The organism is Bartonella bovis 91-4 (assembly GCF_000384965.1).
Classification (GTDB): Bacteria; Pseudomonadota; Alphaproteobacteria; order Rhizobiales; family Rhizobiaceae; genus Bartonella; species Bartonella bovis.
The window spans coordinates 654,200-671,278 of record NZ_CM001844.1; the positions used below are offsets into that span (position 1 = coordinate 654,200).

Sequence of the window (17,079 nt, forward strand, 5' to 3'; positions counted from 1 at the left end):
ATATGAATGTTACATCGATGATGGATGATCTGAAACGTCGCATGGATGGTGCAATTTCAGCTTTTAAACACGAACTGAGTGGTTTGCGAACTGGACGAGCTTCAGCCAGTTTATTGGAGCCATTAACAGTTGAGGCTTATGGTTCTATTGTGCCTATACAACAGGTTGCTAATATTTCTGTTCCGGAACCACGTATGCTTTTAGTTTCTGTATGGGATAAAACGATGGTAGGAGCTGTGGAACGCGCTATTCGCGATTCTGGTCTTGGTTTCAATCCCATTACAGATGGTATAAATTTGCGTATTCCTATACCTGAATTGAATGAAGAGCGACGCAAAGAGCTAGTAAAAATTGCGCATCAATATGCAGAACAGGCTCGTGTTGCTACACGTCATGTTCGTCGTGATGGTATGGATAATTTAAAAAAATTAGAAAAGGAGGGTGAAATTAGTCAAGATGAAGTCCGTAATTTATCTGAGAAAGTTCAAAAACTCACAGATAACACCATTACAGATATCGATAAGATTTTGGGTGTGAAAGAAACGGATATTATGCAGGTTTAAGTTTATTTTCGTTAGGAAAATAATGTTATATTTGCGTCATATCGCCATTATTGTGAATGAAAACGGATTGATAGGCACGTATAATAATTAACTTTGATAACAAAATGTGAGGCAGAAGTAGATGTCCTTTATTGTATTAATACAATACAAGAAGGGTAGTTCTGAAATGGTTAATAGTTTTTGTGTTTTCATCTGGAAGTTAAATAAAACCATCTGCTAACTAACCTATCGGTAAGATTATTAAAGATTTTTGTTAAATATGGTCTTATTGATCTGCGTAATGAGAAATTTTCGTGTTCATATTATAAGTGATCGATTAAGTTTTTCATAAGGTATTTTAGAAGCGCTTGTGAATACAAAAATGTATAGCACATAATAAAGACCTGAATCTTATCATTACTTTTAAACGGAGAGGGCAATAAAAGCGATAAAGTAAGTTAAACACTCCGTTATTTTGTATGATTAATTTCTGATGTTTTTTATCTCTTGAGCAAGTTATAGATATAGTTTGGCGGAAAAAACGATTTTAATACGAAACAAAATGTCGATACTGATTTTTAATTATTTGCAAAAGTAGTAAATGGCAGTTTTCTAACTTTTTGTGTTAGGCAGTATATTCTAAATTATATTTTGTTTTTGGTCTAATTTTGATGAACAAACTTTTTAAACGGCTGTAACTTAGGATTATTGATTTTGTGAGCACTACTTTAGTATGTTGAAATAACTTGTGGTCAGTGTCGATGAAACTTAAAAAAATATGAATGTAAATATCACATGGCAGAATTTTTGCTTATGTTGATTTTTGGTTTTGTACCCTTTTGTATTATTTGGAGATCATTTTGTCTAATCTTGTTTCTCGTATTCTGACAGCTTTTGTTTTTGGCACTATTGCTTTGTGCTTGACATGGTTTGGAGGAGTTTTATTTTTTTTATTTGTGTGGGGAATTGGGGGCTTTATTCTTTATGAATGGGTTAACATCACCAAAGAAAAATGGAGAACTTCACAAAAAATACTAGCTGGGATTTTTTATTTGATTTTTGGTTTATTTTTAACGTTAACAGCATCTGCTCTATTGATCTTTAGTGGTTTAGTGGTTTTAGCAGCACTGTTAAGTATTGGATCTCTTGGAAATATTGGTTGGGTTTTTTGTGGTTTTTTGTATGCATCCGTTCCTGTCGTGGCCTTATCCTTTTTACGAGGTCATGAAATATTAGGATTTTGGGTAGTTATTTTTTTATTTGTGGTTGTATGGGGAACAGATATTATTGCATATTTTGGTGGTCGTACATTTCGTGGTCCAAAATTAGCACCACGGTTTTCGCCTAATAAGACATGGTCAGGGGCAATTAGCGGTACGCTTGCCGGAATTTTGGGTGGTATATTAGTTGCTTTTTGGGTTTTTGACAAAAGCCCAGCAAATTTTTTTATGCCATTACTTGCTTTAATTTTATCAATTATTTCACAAATAAGTGATTTAGGACAATCATGGCTGAAAAGGCGATTTTCTGTTAAAAACTCTAGTTCTTTATTACCTGGACATGGTGGATTTATGGATCGTATGGATGGGTTAGTTGGTGCTTCTTTTTTTCTATATATCATTGGTTCATTTATATCTGGTATGAACACACCTTTTAATTTTTTTTATATGATTTAAATTGGGGGAGGGCATTTTGGAATTTTTTCATCATATATTTAGTGTAGGGGGATTGTTTTTAAGGGGGGTAGGTATTGTTTTCGTTATTATGGTTATCATTTTTGTACATGAAATGGGCCATTATCTTATTGGGCGATGGTGCGGTATTAAGGTATCAGTTTTTTCGCTTGGATTTGGGCCGCAAATATTCAGTTATACAGACAAATATGGTACACAGTGGCGTTTAGCACTTATTTTGTTGGGAGGGTATGTAAAATTTGTAGGGGATAGAGATGTGACAAGTATGCTATCATCACAATCTTTTCCACAAGTACGTGGTTCATTTGCGAGTGCTCATGCTTGGAAAAGAGCAGCGACTGTTTTTGCCGGTCCTTTATCTAATATCCTTTTTACCATTATTGTTTTAACATTTTTTTTCTTTTCTTATGGACGTGTCGCCATTGAACCTGTTGTTGGATCTTTGGTAAAAGACGCTCCTGCTGTTCAAGCTGGTTTGGTATTAGGCGATCGTTTTGTTGAAATGGATGGTCGGCGGGTTGAAAGTTTTGAAGAGTTGATAGCTTATGTAACTTTTCATGGTGAAGATCCTATAGAATTTAAATTAGAACGTATGGGGCAGGTGTTTAAAACAGTCATTACACCAATAATGACTGAGAGGGATGATGGGTTTGGCAATCGGGTTCGAGTTGGTATGATCGGTGTGGGAGCACCTGTTGATCCAGCTAATCCTACACGTTTAGATCAAGCTTATGAGAAACATATTCATTATAATTTTTTGGGAGCGGTGAGAGAGGCATCAAAACGTGCAGCATTTATCATTACTCAAACAGTTCTTTTTGTTAGTCGTTTGATGGAGGGGCGAGAAGATCGTTGTCAGTTAAGTGGCCCTTCTAAGACTGTTAAAATTGCTTGGCAGATTAGTGAATCAGGATTTATTTCTCTTTTAAATTTTGCAGCTTTTCTTTCAATTGGTATTGGCCTGATTAACCTTTTTCCAATTCCTCCACTTGATGGCGGACATTTATTATTTTATGTCATTGAGGCTATTACTGGGAGACAGGTGCCAATTAAAATGCAGGAAATTATTTTCCACATAGGTTTCTTTGTTGTTTTTATGTTTATGATTTTTGCACTATTTAATGATTATTTTTGTTGGTTTGGTTATTAAAAATTATGGAAAATGTTTTGTAAATTAGATAATGGTGAAGAAATGGAGATTAGAAGCTGTTTACCATATCCATAGATTTACTATATCTGCAAAATATTATGGCGTTATATGCTATAGTCAGTAAAAAATAAGTGGATAGAACATGAGAACCTCGTTGAATAAAAAATTATTTTATACATATTTTTTGAGATGTCATGTTTAAAGAAAAAAGATTAAGGTAAAAAAACTAATGACTACAAATTCGAAACTTCTTAACGCACCATCTATGCTGGTGTTAGCTATGGTTGTAGTTGCTCCAACAGTAGCCGTTACGTCAATTTCGATGGTTGAAAAAGCACAGGCGTCTGTCGTTCATTCTATTGAGGTTCATGGTAATAAATTTGTGGATGCCCAGATAATTCGGGATAATATACAAATCGTAATTGGAAAAAATTTAGCAAGTGATGATATTGATGCTGTAGTGAAACGCCTTTTTTCATTAGGTTTATTTTATGACATTAAAGTAAATCAAGTGGGCAGTAAGTTGGTCATTTCCGTTAAGGAATATGAAGTAGTTAATCAAGTGTTATTTCAAGGGAATAAAACACTCAAAGATTCTGATCTTAAACGCTTTATTTCTTTGAAACCAAATGAAACTTTTAGTTCTGCTAAGCTTTCAGCTGATATAAGGATAATTCGTGAAGCTTATAGCACTGTTGGTCGAAAAAATGTTGCTGTCACAGCCCAGACTGTTGATTTAGGGAAAGGGCGTGTGAATGTGGTTTTCAATGTTGTTGAAGGTCAGAAGACGAAAATTGCCGATATTACATTTGAAGGAAATAATACATTTCCAACGCGCCGCTTACGTGATGTTATTTCAACAAGACCTTCAGGAATATTCTCATTATTGATGAGAGGTGATGTTTATAATGAAGAGCGTTTGGCTGCAGATGAAGAGGCATTGCGTCGTTTTTATTATAACCGTGGCTATGCAGATTTTCGGATTGTTTCATCTAAAGTAGTTTTTGATGAAAAGAGTAATAGTTACAAAATTAATTTCATTCTTGATGAAGGAGAACGCTATAAAATTGGCGATGTTCAGGTTGAGAGTGATATTGAGGGAATTGATACTCAATTTATAAAAGAGGCACTTAAAATCCGTCCAGGTATTATTTATAATGCAGCGTATGTTGAAAAATCTGTTGCAATTATCAATAATAAAGTTGCTGATGCTGGGTATGCCTTTGCTAAGGTTGATCCACGAGGAAATCGTGATTTTACAAATCGTACAATTTCGGTTGTCTATAATATTGAACAAGGTCCTCGGGTTTATGTTCAGCGGATTGATATACGTGGTAATGAAAAAACTCGAGATTATGTTATCCGTCGTGAAATTGATTTAAATGAGGGGGATGCTTATAATCAAACATTAGTGCAGCGGGCAAAGCGTCGACTAGAAAATTTGGGCTTTTTCAAAGCGGTAAATATTTCTATGATTCCAACGGATGAGCCTGATCAAGTTGTATTGGTTGTAGATGTTGTAGAGGTCCCGACAGGAGATCTTTCTTTCTCAGGTGGTTATACAACAGGGGGTAATACTCCGGGTATGTCTCTTGAGGTTTCTGTTACTGAGCGCAACCTTGGCGGGCGCGGTCAATATGTGAGGTTGAGTTTGGGGGCGGGGCAAGAGAAGTCTCGTAATTATAATCTGTCGTTTGTTGAGCCTCATTTTTTGGGTTATCGTTTGTCTGCTGGTGTTGATATTTTCCGCAATACTTATCGTGCTGATAATGCATATGATGTACGACAAACAGGAGGGTCGCTTCGATTTGGTGTATCAATTTTTGAGCAATTATCTGCGAATTTAGGTTATTCTTATGTGCAGGAAGAATATGATTTTGGTAAAGGTTATGATTTAACAAATGATGATGTCGTAAAAGAATTATATGGAAAATATTCTGGTGCGATTGTTCAGGCTGCAAAGCATAGCCCGTGGAAACGTTCATCCATTATTTATGGTCTGACCTATAGTTCTATTGATGATATGAATAATCCGCATGACGGTTTATATGTTCGTGCTATGCAGGAATATGCGGGGTTGGGTGGAAACGCTCAATTCTTAAAGACAACTGGTAAGGCAATGATGTACAAGACACTTTCTGATGAGATGGATCTTGTTAGTCTGCTTTCTGTTGGCAGTGGTTATATCCATGCAATAGGTAAAGATGGTGTCCGTATCTTTGATATGTTTAAAAGCGATACTGATATGATTCGGGGGTTCAAATATAACGGAATTGGTCCTCGTCAGGTTTCTAATAATGGTGAAGCACATTTTTTAGGCGGTAAAACATATATGAATGCAACTGCTGAGTTACAGTTTCCTATACCTGTTGTGCCTGAAAGTTTAGGTTTCCGTGGTGCTGTATTCGCAGATGCTGCAACGCTTTATGGTCATAATTATAAGCCTGTTCTTCAGGATGAAGCGCCGGTTACAGATACAGGGAGTGCATGGCGCACATCTGCGGGTGTTAGTTTGATGTGGGAATCACCGTTTGGTCCCCTTCGTATTAATTATGCTTGGCCCATAACTCAGAAAAAAGGTGATCAAGTGCAGAAATTTGAGTTTGGTATTTCTACTAAGTTCTAATTTGAGTTTTCCCTAGGAGGAAGGGGAAATTTCAAAGAAGAAATGAATTAGGCTAGGAAAGAGTGTTTGTGATGGCGGGTGCATTTTTTTTTACGCCTTCTCGGCGGTTGACAGTCGCTGATATTGCAGAGCTGACAGGTGCAAAACTTCTTAATCCAGAGTTTTCTAATACAGTTATAAACACTCTTTCTTCTATTGAAAGTGCTAAGGAAGGTTCTCTTGTTTTTATAGAGAATCAAAAATTTTCTGAGGCTTTATTAGGAAGTTCTGCAGTTGCTGTTTTTTGTACCAATGATATTGCTTTTAAGATTCCTAAGTCTATGGCAATTTTGGTGACATCAACACCGCAGCGTGATTTTTCTCAAATTGGGCGCATTTTATTTCCTAATTCTGTTAAACCAATACCTTGGTTTGGCAAAAAAGAAATTTCACCACATGCGTATATTCATCCAAGTGCTAAGCTTGAACATGATGTGTGTATTGAAGCGGGGGCTGTTATTGGTAAAAATGTTGAAATTGGTTCAGGTACACTTGTTTCATCAACTGCTGTTATTGGTGAAAATTGCCGTATTGGACGTGAATGCTATATTGCTCCTAAAGTTACAGTTCAATACTCTTTAATAGGCGATAGAGTTTATCTTTATCCTGGAGTTTGCATTGGGCAGGATGGTTTTGGCTATGTTGATGATGTTTCTGGAATTGAAAAAATTCCACATCTTGGTCGTGTAATCATTCAAGATGGTGTAGAAATTGGTGCAAATACAACAATTGATCGTGGAACACTTGAAGATACAATTATTGGTGAAGGAAGCAAAATTGATAATTTAGTACAAATTGCTCATAATGTAAAAATTGGTCGTTATTGTCTTATTGCTGCTCAATGTGGGATTGCTGGAAGTACATCTATAGGTGATATGTCCAGGCTTGGTGGAAGTGTTGGAGTGGCAGATCATATCACGATAGGTGAGTGTGTTCAAATTGCTGCTGGAAGTGGTGTCATGAATGATATTCCAGATGGCGAAAAATGGGGTGGAATTCCAGCGCGACCATTTAAACAGTGGTTTCGTGAAGTAGCGGCATTACGGAGTATTGGCAAAGTCAAAAGGGAGAAACGTTGATATGGTCAACACAGGAGAGATCAAAAGTCTAGAAACTGTAGATATTGATAAATTGCTGTCAATATTACCGCATCGTTATCCGTTTTTATTGATTGATCGTATCATTGAAATTGATGGTGATCACAAAGCTATTGGTATTAAAAATGTGACAATTAATGAGCCCTATTTTATGGGGCATTTTCCTGAAAAGCCAGTTATGCCTGGTGTTTTAATTTTAGAAGCTATGGCGCAAACAGCAGGAGCTATTTCACTTTTAAAATTAGATGATAAAAAAACAGGCTTAGTTTACCTTATGACTGTTGATAATGCAAAATTTCGTAAACCAGTTGTACCCGGTGATCAGTTAAAGCTTCATGTTCAACTGTTAAAAAAGCGATCCGGTCTTAGACGTTTTTCATGTGTTGCGGAAGTAGAGGGTATTCGCGTTTCTGAAGCAGAAGTTTCTGCAATGATTGTCGAATCAGAGCAAACAATGAAATAGGAATTTTAAAATGTCTGGTACAAAAATTCATCCGACTGCCTTTGTGGAAGAGGGGGCACAGCTTGGTGAGCATGTGTCAATTGGGCCATTTTGTCACATTAGTTCCAAAGCTGTTATCGGTGATGGATGTAATTTGATGAGTCACGTTGTAATAATGGGAAAAACAACGTTGGGTGCCAATAGTAAAGTATTTCCACATGCAATTTTAGGTGCAGATCCACAAAATAATAAACATAAAGGTGGTGATACAACGCTCTCTATTGGTAGAAATTGCACGATTCGTGAAGGTGTAACAATGCATAGGGGGTCCGATTCAAGTATAGGTACGACGATTGTTGGTGATGATTGTCAATTTTTTTGTTATGCGCATGTTGCACATGATTGCCATGTAGGAAATTGTGTAACATTTGCAAATAATGCAATGATCGGTGGTCATGTTACAGTTGGTGATTATGTTATTATAGGTGGTGGTTCTGGTGTCCACCAGTTTGTTCGTATTGGACATCATGCATTTGTTGGTGGTGTGTCTGCGTTGGTTGGTGATCTAATCCCTTATGGGATGGCTATTGGTGTGCAGGCAAAGTTTGCGGGATTAAATATTGTCGGGATGAAACGCGCTGGTTTTAAGCGTAAAGAAATTCATACATTACGTCACGCAGTTAATATGCTTTTTGATCATTATAAACCGCTTAAAGAACGCGTGAATGATGTTTTTTCTTCTTATTCTACATTTCAATCTGTAGTTGATATAGTTAATTTTATTCAAGAGGGAGGAAAACGCTTTTATTGTACACCTCGATTTGAAAGTGATACAATGCGCTCAGATAAGGGTTAAAAATGTCTTTTTCCGGTACCAAAAGTTTTTTTCCCGGTAGAGTTGCTATTGTAGCGGGAAGCGGTGTTCTGCCTTCTGTTGTTGCTCAGGCACTTGAAGAAAGTGGACAAAAGCCTTTTCTTGTACTTTTGCGTGGTGAAGCAGACGCTGTACTATATAATAGCTATGAGCGTTGCGAGCTATCGATTAGAGAGTTAGCACGGTTGTTTAAAATTTTAAAAGAAGCTGAGATTTGCAATATTATCTTGGCAGGTGGTGTGAAAAAGAGGCCGACTCTTTTACAGTTACGACCTGATTGGACAACTTTATTAGCGTTACCTAAGTTATTTAAGGTATTGGGGGGTGGGGATGATGCATTATTGAAGATTTGTATACAAGTTATTGAAGCACATGGTTTCCGGGTTGTTGGTGCTCATGAAGTGGTACCAAATCTATTAGCTCCGATAGAATTTAATTTAACATCAAGGCGTTCTACTCAAAAGGAAAATATAGATATTCGATTAGCGGTTAGAGCTACAAAGCTTTTAGGTCAATTAGATGTTGGGCAGGCAGCTGTAGTTATTAATGGTCGAGTTGTTGCACTAGAGGGTGCAGAAGGAACAGATGATATGTTACGGCGAGTTCGTGAAATGCGGGAAAGAAAGAAAATTCCGTTAAAAGGTGGTGTTCTTGTCAAATCAGCAAAGCCACAACAAGATCATCGGGTTGATTTGCCATCAATTGGGCCTACAACGGTGATTAATGTTGCAAAAAGTGGATTAGTTGGCATTGCAGTAGAGGCAAATAAAAGTTTAATATTGTCTTTGAGGGAAACAATAGAGGAAGCTAACAAACATTCGTTATTTATAGAAACATTTGAAAAATTTGATGATAAATAATCGTTCTTTTAAAATTGCTATTATTGCATGCGAAGAATCTGGAGATTTACTCGGAGCAGATTTGATTTCTTCGTTATCTTATAAGACAGGACGTAATATTCATTTAATTGGTGTTGGAGGTAGACATTTAAAGGCACTAGGTTTAAAAAGCGTTTTTAATTCTGATGATCTCGCTTTAATAGGATTGGGGGCAGTATTAAAAAAATTACCATTATTACTAGTGCGTATTCGCAGTTTATCCAAATTTATTGCGCAGGAACAACCTGATTGTTTAATTATTGTTGATAGCCCTGATTTTACCCATCGTGTTGCAAAAAAAGTGCGCACTTTAGCGCCTTCTATTCCTATTATTAAGTATGTTGCACCAACTGTTTGGGCATGGCGACCAGAACGCGCTAAAGCTATACGCAAATTTATTGATCATATTTTAGCAGTTTTTCCTTTTGAAGAAAAAATTATGAGGGATTTAGAAGGGCCACCTACTACCTATGTTGGACATCGCCTTTTAACTTATCCTCCACTCTTGACTGTTCAATCAGAAAAAAAACGTTTGCTTTTTGAACAAATATCAGTACCTACACTAGTTATTTTGCCAGGGTCACGTAGTTCGGAAATTCGTCATTTAATGCCTGTTTTTGGAGAAACAGTGGAGATTATTAAACAACGTATTCCTAATTTACGGATTGTTGTGTTGACATTACCACGTTTGGTAGATGAAATTCGTTTTTTAATGCAAGATTGGAAAATTGAGGCTGAGATTGTTGTTGGTGAAGATGCGAAATGGCGCGTTTTTACGGACGCTAATGTTGCGCTTGCAGCACTTGGGACGGTATCACTTGAATTGGCTTTAGCAAAAATTCCAATGGTACTTTGTTATAAATTTGACTATTTGTCTAAATTATTCATCTTTCCAAAAATAACGCTATGGAGTGCTGCTCTTCCAAATATTATTGCTGATAAACCTGTTATTTCAGAATATTTCAATGAATTTTTACGACCTGGCATGTTAGCAAGACAGATAGAGCAACTTTTGTATAATCGTTTATTACGACAAGCACAGTTGGATGCTTTTGATATGATAGAAGAGAAGATGAAAACTGAATTACCGTCAGGAATTATTGCTGCTCAAGTGATCACAAACTTTCTCAAGGAAAAATCAGAGCATTTAGAAGTGTAGATAAAATAATGCTAATAATTAATGTTTAATTTTAGCAAGAAACTCACGAGCACGTTGGCTTTTAGGGTTAGTAAAAAATATATTAGATGCCGTATCTTCAATAATTTTTCCATTCTCTAGAAAAAGTATTCTTTCTGAAACTTCACGGGCGAAATTCATTTCATGGGTAACACAGAGCATCGTTATTCCCGTATTTGCTAGTTGAGCCATAACTTCTAAAACTTCTCCGACACTTTCTGGATCAAGAGCTGACGTTGGTTCATCGAAAAGCATCACTTTAGGCTCCATACAAAGCGCACGTGCAATAGCAACGCGTTGCTGTTGCCCACCAGATAATTGTAAAGGATATTTGTCACAATGTTTTTCAATACCAACATGCGTAAGGTAACGAATTGCCTGTTCTTTTGCTTGTTGTTTGGAAAGTCCTTGGACTGTCATAGGCGCTAAAATACAATTTTGTATAACAGTCATATGAGGAAACAAGTTAAAGTTCTGAAAGACCATTCCTATTGTACGTAAAACATCTTTTTGTTGTTGTATGGGGGCAGTATAAATATCAACATCATGAATACGAATTGAGCCTTCTTGCGCTTTTTCCAATTGATTAATACAACGAATTAAGGTTGATTTTCCTGATCCAGAAGGGCCACAAATAACAATACGTTCACCAGTTTCTACATGCAGGTTGATATCATGTAATACCTGAAAGGTTCCGTACCATTTATTTAAATGTTGAATAGAAATAATTGGATTTTTAGCAGTATTAACAGGCTTGTTATTTTTATTTTCCAGATTCATTTTGTTGTATTCTCTTATTGATGAATTAATCAATTGATTTAATATCTTGATTAGGTACAAAATTTTTATACCATATATCATTTAACGTAAATATCGTGTTAGACGGTGTTCAATAAGAACGGTAAGACCATGAATAAGCTCAACGATAAAAAGATAAATGATAGCAACCCAAACATAAACTTGAAAATCAAATGTGCGTGCATAAATTAGTTTAGCAATACCCATTAGATCATAAATAGTTACTAATGAAGCTAGAGCACTGGATTTAATCATTAAAATAAACTCATTTCCTAAGGGGCGTAATGCTAGAATCATTGCTTGCGGAACGAAAACTCTAAAAAATGTTGTAGAGCCACTCAGCCCTAAAGCTTTTGATGCTTCATGTTGTCCAGTTGCTAGGGATTGAAAACTTCCTATAAAGATTTTAGCCTGATAGGCAGCTGAATTGAGCGCAAAAATAAAAATACAGCAATACCATGCGTTTTGAAAAAACCACCATAAACCGATTTTTTGCCAAAAATCGCTCATTGATCCAAGGCCATAATAAAAGAGAAATAGTTGCGCCAATAAAGGGGAACCACGGAAAAAATAAGTATAAGAACGTGATAAATATTGTAAGGGCTTATTGCTTGATAAATGTGCAAGTGTAATAAGTATCCCAAGAAAAAAACCAATAAAGCAGGAAATAAAAGTTAGCTCAAGAGTAACAATAAGGCCACTAATGAGTCTTGGACCATAATGGCTTAAGAGTTCAGGATTGAAAAGAAAATGGAGCCACTCAGGAATCATCAGATTAGACCTTTTGATAGGCTGTTTGAATATGTGTTTCTAAATAACGTAGGATTGTAGAAGAAACTGCTGAAAATAATAAATAGAGTAAACACGCCACAAAGTAAAAAAACATAGGTTTGTTGGTTGCAGCAACTGCTAAATTAGTTTGTCGCATCAGATCAACCAGTGAAATGGTTGAAACAAGAGATGTATCTTTGAGCAAAGTGAGCCAAGTGTTGGAAAGTCCTGGTAAGGCATTGCGCGTAAGCTGAGGAAAGACAATTCGAAAAAATGTAGTAGAACACGAAAAACCTAGAGCTTTAGCTGCTTCATATTGACCTTTATCAAAGATTTTGAATGCTCCAAGCCAAACTTCACAAGAAAAAGCTGCAAAAACCGTACTAAGAGCAAGAACACCAGCGGTAAAAGCATTAATGCTAAATGTTGTTTTTATACAAAAATAATCAAATATAGTTTGGATCAGATTTTGTAAGCCATGGTAAACAAGAAATAGAGTTAGAAGTTCTGGTAATCCGCGGAATATTGATGAAAATAGAGTAGCTATAACTTTAAGTATCTTGATATTAGATTGAATCATCACTGCGTTTAGAAGGCCTAAAGGAAGTCCTAAAAATACACAACATAAAGCTAATGACAGTGTTATTCCTGCACTAGAAAGTATAACCACACCCCACCCCCCATTGCTAAGTGATAGCAATGCCAAATTTTCAATCATTTACACGCTCCTAATAAAGGTACGGATAATTATTTTCTGGAAGTATAAATAGCGGATTAAATTTCCAGTTTTTAATAAATATCAACCTTGAAATATTTTTCTCTAATTTTGTCATATGTTCCATCCATACGGATTTCCTTTATAGCTTCATTGAACTTGTTTTTAAGGTCATTATCGTTCTGACGTATGCCAATAGCAATAGGCAGTTGTGTTTCTTCAATGCTTCCTAAAAGTTGGCAACATTCTTTCCCTTCATTTTCAAGCCAGCTTAATATTTGTAGTTTATCAAGAATAACAACATCAAGGCGATGGTTTAAAAGATCGCGATTTACTTCTATTGCTGTAGGGTAGAGTTTAATATTTACTCCTTTAGAGGCATAATTGTCTTCTGCATACATAGATTGGGTTGTATTTGATTGTACACCAAGATTTTTTCCTTTAAATGCTTCTGCTGAGATTTCTTTAATATGTGAATCTTTAGGAATAATTACAGCTAGTGCTGTTCTATAGTAAGAATCTGTGAAGTCAATTTTTTGTAATCGTTCTTGTGTAGGAGCTAAGGACGCAATAATAGCGTCATATTTTTTTGCAAGAAGACCGGGAATGATTCCATCAAAATCTTGAAGAATGATTGAGCATTCAACTTTCATTTTTTCGCAAAGCGCATAAGATATATCAATATCAAACCCCTGAAGTTTATTATTTGAATCAATATAACTAAAAGGGGGATAAGCGCCTTCAGTTGCAATTTTCAGTGTTTTAGCGTTCACCAATTGGGTAAATAGCGTTACACTTGCCATAAGAATTATTGCTAATAATTTCATTATGTTCTCCTGTTGAATACACAGCAAGATGTCAAATCCTCACATATTTTATAATCTGTAAACTCTATTGAGAGCAATGCAAAAATTTGTTAGTATTTGCTTTGCTACGAGTATAAATATTTCTCATGAAAGTTTTTATTTTCTCTGTTAAAGTATCAGTGTGATAAAATACATATTACAATTAATCTATTATAATGCAAATTGTTTACCTCAGATGGTAAAATTCTACTATTTTATGACGTAGAGTAGGTGTGATTTCAATAGCGATAAATACTTGCAGGAAAATTTTTTGAGTCAAAATTTGTTTAAATATTTTAAATGTTAATTACTATTTGATTAATTATAAAATCTTTACGTTATCAAAAATAAAGCCTCAATTTATTGAGGCTTTATTGGTTAGTTGTTTTTTTTAGTTTATCGATCATTTATAGAAACATATTTACGTGCAGTACACCCTGTATAAAGTTGGCGTGGACGGCCAATTTTTTGTGCTGGATCTTCAATCATTTCTTTCCATTGTGCAACCCAGCCAACACTACGTGCCAATGCAAAAAGAACAGTAAACATTTCGGTAGGAAAGCCTAAAGCTTTTAATGTAATTCCAGAATAGAAATCAACATTAGGATAGAGCTTTTTTTCAATAAAGTATTCATCATTTAGAGCAATTTTTTCAAGCTCCATAGCAATATCAAGAAGTGGATCATCTTGAATGTTTAGTTCTTTTAAAACTTCATGGCAGGTTTTTTGCATAAGTTTTGCACGTGGATCATAATTTTTATAAACTCGATGCCCAAAACCCATAAGACGGAAAGGATCATTTTTATCTTTTGCACGTTCAATAAATTCAGGAATTTTTTCAGTAGAACCTATTTCTTGCAGCATTTTTAGGCATGCTTCATTGGCACCACCATGAGCTGGCCCCCAAAGGCATGCAACACCTGCTGCAATACACGCAAACGGGTTAGCTCCTGACGAGCCCGCAAGGCGTACAGTTGATGTGGATGCGTTTTGTTCATGATCTGCATGCAGAGTAAAGATTCGGTCCATGGCTCGCGCAAGAACTGGATTAACTTTGTATTCTTCACAAGGAACGGAAAAACACATGTGAAGGAAATTTGCAGCATAACCAAGATCGTTACGTGGATAAACGAAAGGTTGTCCAATACTATATTTATAAGCCATAGCAGCAAGAGTTGGAACTTTTGCAATAAGACGAATAGAAGCGATCATTCTTTGTTGTGCGTCTGTAATATCAATGGAGTCATGATAAAATGCAGACATAGCCCCAAGACAAGCAACCATAACTGCCATAGGATGAGAATCGCGACGGAATCCGTGGAAAAAGCGTGAGAATTGTTCGTGCACCATTGTATGATGCATAATCCGGCTATCAAAATTAATTTTTTCTTGTTTCGTTGGCAATTCACCATAAAGCAAAAGGTAACAAACTTCAAGGAAGTCTCCATTTTCAGCTAATTGGTCGATAGAATAACCATGATAAAGTAATACTCCTTCATCACCATCAATATAAGTGATTTTTGATTCACAAGAAGCGGTTGAGGTAAACCCGGGATCATAGGTAAAACTATCAGTCTCTTTATAGAGAGAAGTAATTTCAATTACATCAGGCCCAATGGTTCCTTTATGCACTGGCAATTCTATTTTTTTATCATTTACGATAATATATGCTTTATTCTCAGACATTAAATATTCCTTTCAGATCCTTCATCTCTCAAGTCAAGATGCCGCTTTATCGGATAAGGAGGTATGTAGTTAAAGATTTTCCTACTTATATTAAGAATAGATTTACTTTAAAAGTTAGTTTATGCAATATAAAAATATTTTTATTTTCAGTTCTAATAAATATGTATTTCAATTTTTTAAGTTAAAAAATGCTTTCATTTTACATTAAGACATTTGTACTTTCGATCTTTATTGTGTTCATATAATTAACATTCGGATAAAATAATTTGATCATTAATGCGATTTAAAGATTCATCTCGTCCCAATAGAACAAGAACATCGAAAACCCCGGGGGATGATGCACATCCTGTGAGAGCTGCTCGCAGTGGTTGCGCAACATCTCCAAATTTGAGTTGTTGTGTTTGTACGTAGTTTCGAAGAGTTTCATCTAGCGTTTCTAAATTCCAATGAGAACACGTTTTTAAAGCAAGATAGACTCCTTTTAAGTTAGCCCGACCATTTTCATTTAAGAGCGTTTTGGCTTTCTCATCGAGAGATAACGGTCGTTGTGTAAAGATAAAGGAGGCACCATTAATAAGCTCAAGCAGTGTTTTCGAACGTTTTTTCAAACTTGGTATCGCAGTTAAAAATTGCGCGCGTTTTTGTTCATCAAGTTTTTTCATTATTTCTAAACCGCCTTCAATTTCTGGCAAAATATTAAGAGCAGCATCAAAAAGACTTTGATCGTTGCTCATACGAATATAATGCCCATTAATGGCATCTAGTTTCTTAAAATCAAAACGAGCAGCGCCTTTATTAATATCATTAATATCAAACCAAGAAATCATATCTTTAGTGGAGATAAGTTCGTCATTGCCGTGGCTCCAACCTAGACGGACAAGATAATTACGTAAAGCATCAGGAAGATATCCCATTGCTCGATAGGCATCGACACCTAATGCGCCATGTCTCTTTGATAGTTTTGTGCCGTTTTCACCATGAATAAGTGGGATATGCGCCATGACAGGAATATCCCACCCCAATGCATTGTAGATAATCGTTTGACGGGCTGCATTTGTGAGATGATCATCCCCACGAATGATATGCGTTATTTTCATATCATGATCATCAACAACAACAGCGTGCATGTAAGTTGGGGTACCATCAGAACGTAAAATGATAAAGTCATCTAGGTCTTTGTTAGGGAAACGAATATCTCCCTGAACGCGATCGTGTAAAATTGTTTCACCATCTTGTGGTGCTTTAATGCGAATAACAGGTTTAATCCCTTTGGGAGATTCAGATGAATCACGGTTGCGCCAACGTCCATCATAGCGTGGTGGGCGTCCTTCTGCACGGGCATTTTCACGCATCTCGGCTAATTCTTCAGGTGAAGCATAACAATAATAAGCTTTACCATCTTTGACTAATTGTTCAGCAACCTGACGGTGGCGTTCTGCTCGTTCAAATTGTGAAATAGGAGCTCCATCATAGTTGAGTCCCATCCAGTGCAGACCATCTATAATAGCTTTAACTGCTGCTTCTGTTGAGCGTTCTCGATCTGTATCTTCAATACGTAGAAGCATTTTACCACCATTATGTTTTGCATAAAGCCAGTTAAATAAAGCAGTGCGAGCGCTACCAATATGAAGAAAACCTGTGGGTGAGGGTGCAAAACGGGTAATAACAGGCACGAATATATCCTTTAATTAAGATGTTATTTCTAGGACTTTACTAAAAGATTATGTTAGCATAGCTAATAGGGT

15 protein-coding genes are annotated in these 17,079 nt (G+C 36.0%); 9 read left to right on the forward strand and 6 right to left on the reverse strand.

Annotated features, from left to right (window positions below):
- Positions 1 to 2: 2 nt before the first annotated feature.
- The 9 genes from frr to lpxB all read left to right on the forward strand — a co-directional run bounded on the left by frr (position 3) and on the right by lpxB (position 10,501).
- Positions 3 to 563, forward strand: coding sequence for a ribosome recycling factor (gene frr, locus BBBE_RS02815; protein WP_010701102.1), 561 nt, complete (start codon positions 3 to 5; stop codon positions 561 to 563).
- Between the two features lie 839 nt (positions 564 to 1,402).
- Entirely contained in the window at positions 1,403 to 2,218 is an 816-nt protein-coding gene (locus tag BBBE_RS02820) for a phosphatidate cytidylyltransferase (RefSeq protein ID WP_010701103.1), read from the forward strand.
- A 16-nt stretch (positions 2,219 to 2,234) separates the two neighbouring features.
- On the forward strand, positions 2,235 to 3,386 hold the full coding sequence (rseP, locus tag BBBE_RS02825) for an RIP metalloprotease RseP (RefSeq protein WP_010701104.1): 1,152 nt from the start codon (positions 2,235 to 2,237) through the stop codon (positions 3,384 to 3,386).
- Between the two features lie 229 nt (positions 3,387 to 3,615).
- Positions 3,616 to 6,012 carry an outer membrane protein assembly factor BamA gene (bamA, locus tag BBBE_RS02830; protein WP_010701105.1) on the forward strand — a complete coding sequence of 799 codons (2,397 nt, stop codon included), beginning with the start codon at positions 3,616 to 3,618 and terminating at the stop codon, positions 6,010 to 6,012.
- Positions 6,013 to 6,083: 71 nt separating this feature from the next.
- Positions 6,084 to 7,130, forward strand: a complete 1,047-nt coding sequence (gene lpxD, locus BBBE_RS02835; RefSeq protein ID WP_010701106.1) for a UDP-3-O-(3-hydroxymyristoyl)glucosamine N-acyltransferase — start codon at positions 6,084 to 6,086, stop codon at positions 7,128 to 7,130.
- A gap of 1 nt (position 7,131) precedes the next feature.
- Positions 7,132 to 7,611, forward strand: a complete 480-nt coding sequence (fabZ, locus tag BBBE_RS02840) for a 3-hydroxyacyl-ACP dehydratase FabZ (protein ID WP_010701107.1) — start codon at positions 7,132 to 7,134, stop codon at positions 7,609 to 7,611.
- A gap of 10 nt (positions 7,612 to 7,621) precedes the next feature.
- Positions 7,622 to 8,446: an acyl-ACP--UDP-N-acetylglucosamine O-acyltransferase gene (gene lpxA / locus BBBE_RS02845; protein ID WP_010701108.1), complete on the forward strand. Its 825-nt coding sequence runs from the start codon at positions 7,622 to 7,624 to the stop codon at positions 8,444 to 8,446.
- A gap of 2 nt (positions 8,447 to 8,448) precedes the next feature.
- Positions 8,449 to 9,324, forward strand: coding sequence for an LpxI family protein (locus BBBE_RS02850; RefSeq protein WP_010701109.1), 876 nt, complete (start codon positions 8,449 to 8,451; stop codon positions 9,322 to 9,324).
- A complete protein-coding gene (gene lpxB / locus BBBE_RS02855; RefSeq protein ID WP_035464644.1) occupies positions 9,317 to 10,501 on the forward strand; it encodes a lipid-A-disaccharide synthase in 1,185 nt (394 codons plus the stop codon). Before BBBE_RS02850 ends, lpxB begins: the two co-directional genes overlap by 8 nt.
- An 18-nt stretch (positions 10,502 to 10,519) precedes the next feature.
- On the opposite strand, the gene BBBE_RS02860 is transcribed toward lpxB, so the two are convergent.
- The 6 genes from BBBE_RS02860 to gltX all read right to left on the reverse strand — a co-directional run bounded on the left by BBBE_RS02860 (position 10,520) and on the right by gltX (position 17,007).
- Positions 10,520 to 11,299, reverse strand: coding sequence for an amino acid ABC transporter ATP-binding protein (locus tag BBBE_RS02860; RefSeq protein ID WP_010701111.1), 780 nt, complete (start codon positions 11,297 to 11,299; stop codon positions 10,520 to 10,522).
- Positions 11,300 to 11,380: 81 nt separating this feature from the next.
- Positions 11,381 to 12,088, reverse strand: a complete 708-nt coding sequence (locus BBBE_RS02865) for an ABC transporter permease (protein WP_010701112.1) — start codon at positions 12,086 to 12,088, stop codon at positions 11,381 to 11,383.
- A 4-nt stretch (positions 12,089 to 12,092) separates the two neighbouring features.
- A complete protein-coding gene (locus BBBE_RS02870) occupies positions 12,093 to 12,806 on the reverse strand; it encodes an ABC transporter permease (RefSeq protein WP_010701113.1) in 714 nt (237 codons plus the stop codon).
- Positions 12,807 to 12,877: 71 nt separating this feature from the next.
- Complete coding sequence (locus tag BBBE_RS02875) at positions 12,878 to 13,630, reverse strand: transporter substrate-binding domain-containing protein (RefSeq protein ID WP_010701114.1); 753 nt, start codon at positions 13,628 to 13,630, stop codon at positions 12,878 to 12,880.
- Positions 13,631 to 14,044: 414 nt separating this feature from the next.
- Complete coding sequence (gene gltA / locus BBBE_RS02880; protein ID WP_010701115.1) at positions 14,045 to 15,334, reverse strand: citrate synthase; 1,290 nt, start codon at positions 15,332 to 15,334, stop codon at positions 14,045 to 14,047.
- A gap of 245 nt (positions 15,335 to 15,579) precedes the next feature.
- Complete coding sequence (gene gltX, locus BBBE_RS02885) at positions 15,580 to 17,007, reverse strand: glutamate--tRNA ligase (protein ID WP_010701116.1); 1,428 nt, start codon at positions 17,005 to 17,007, stop codon at positions 15,580 to 15,582.
- Between the last annotated feature and the right edge of the window lie 72 nt (positions 17,008 to 17,079).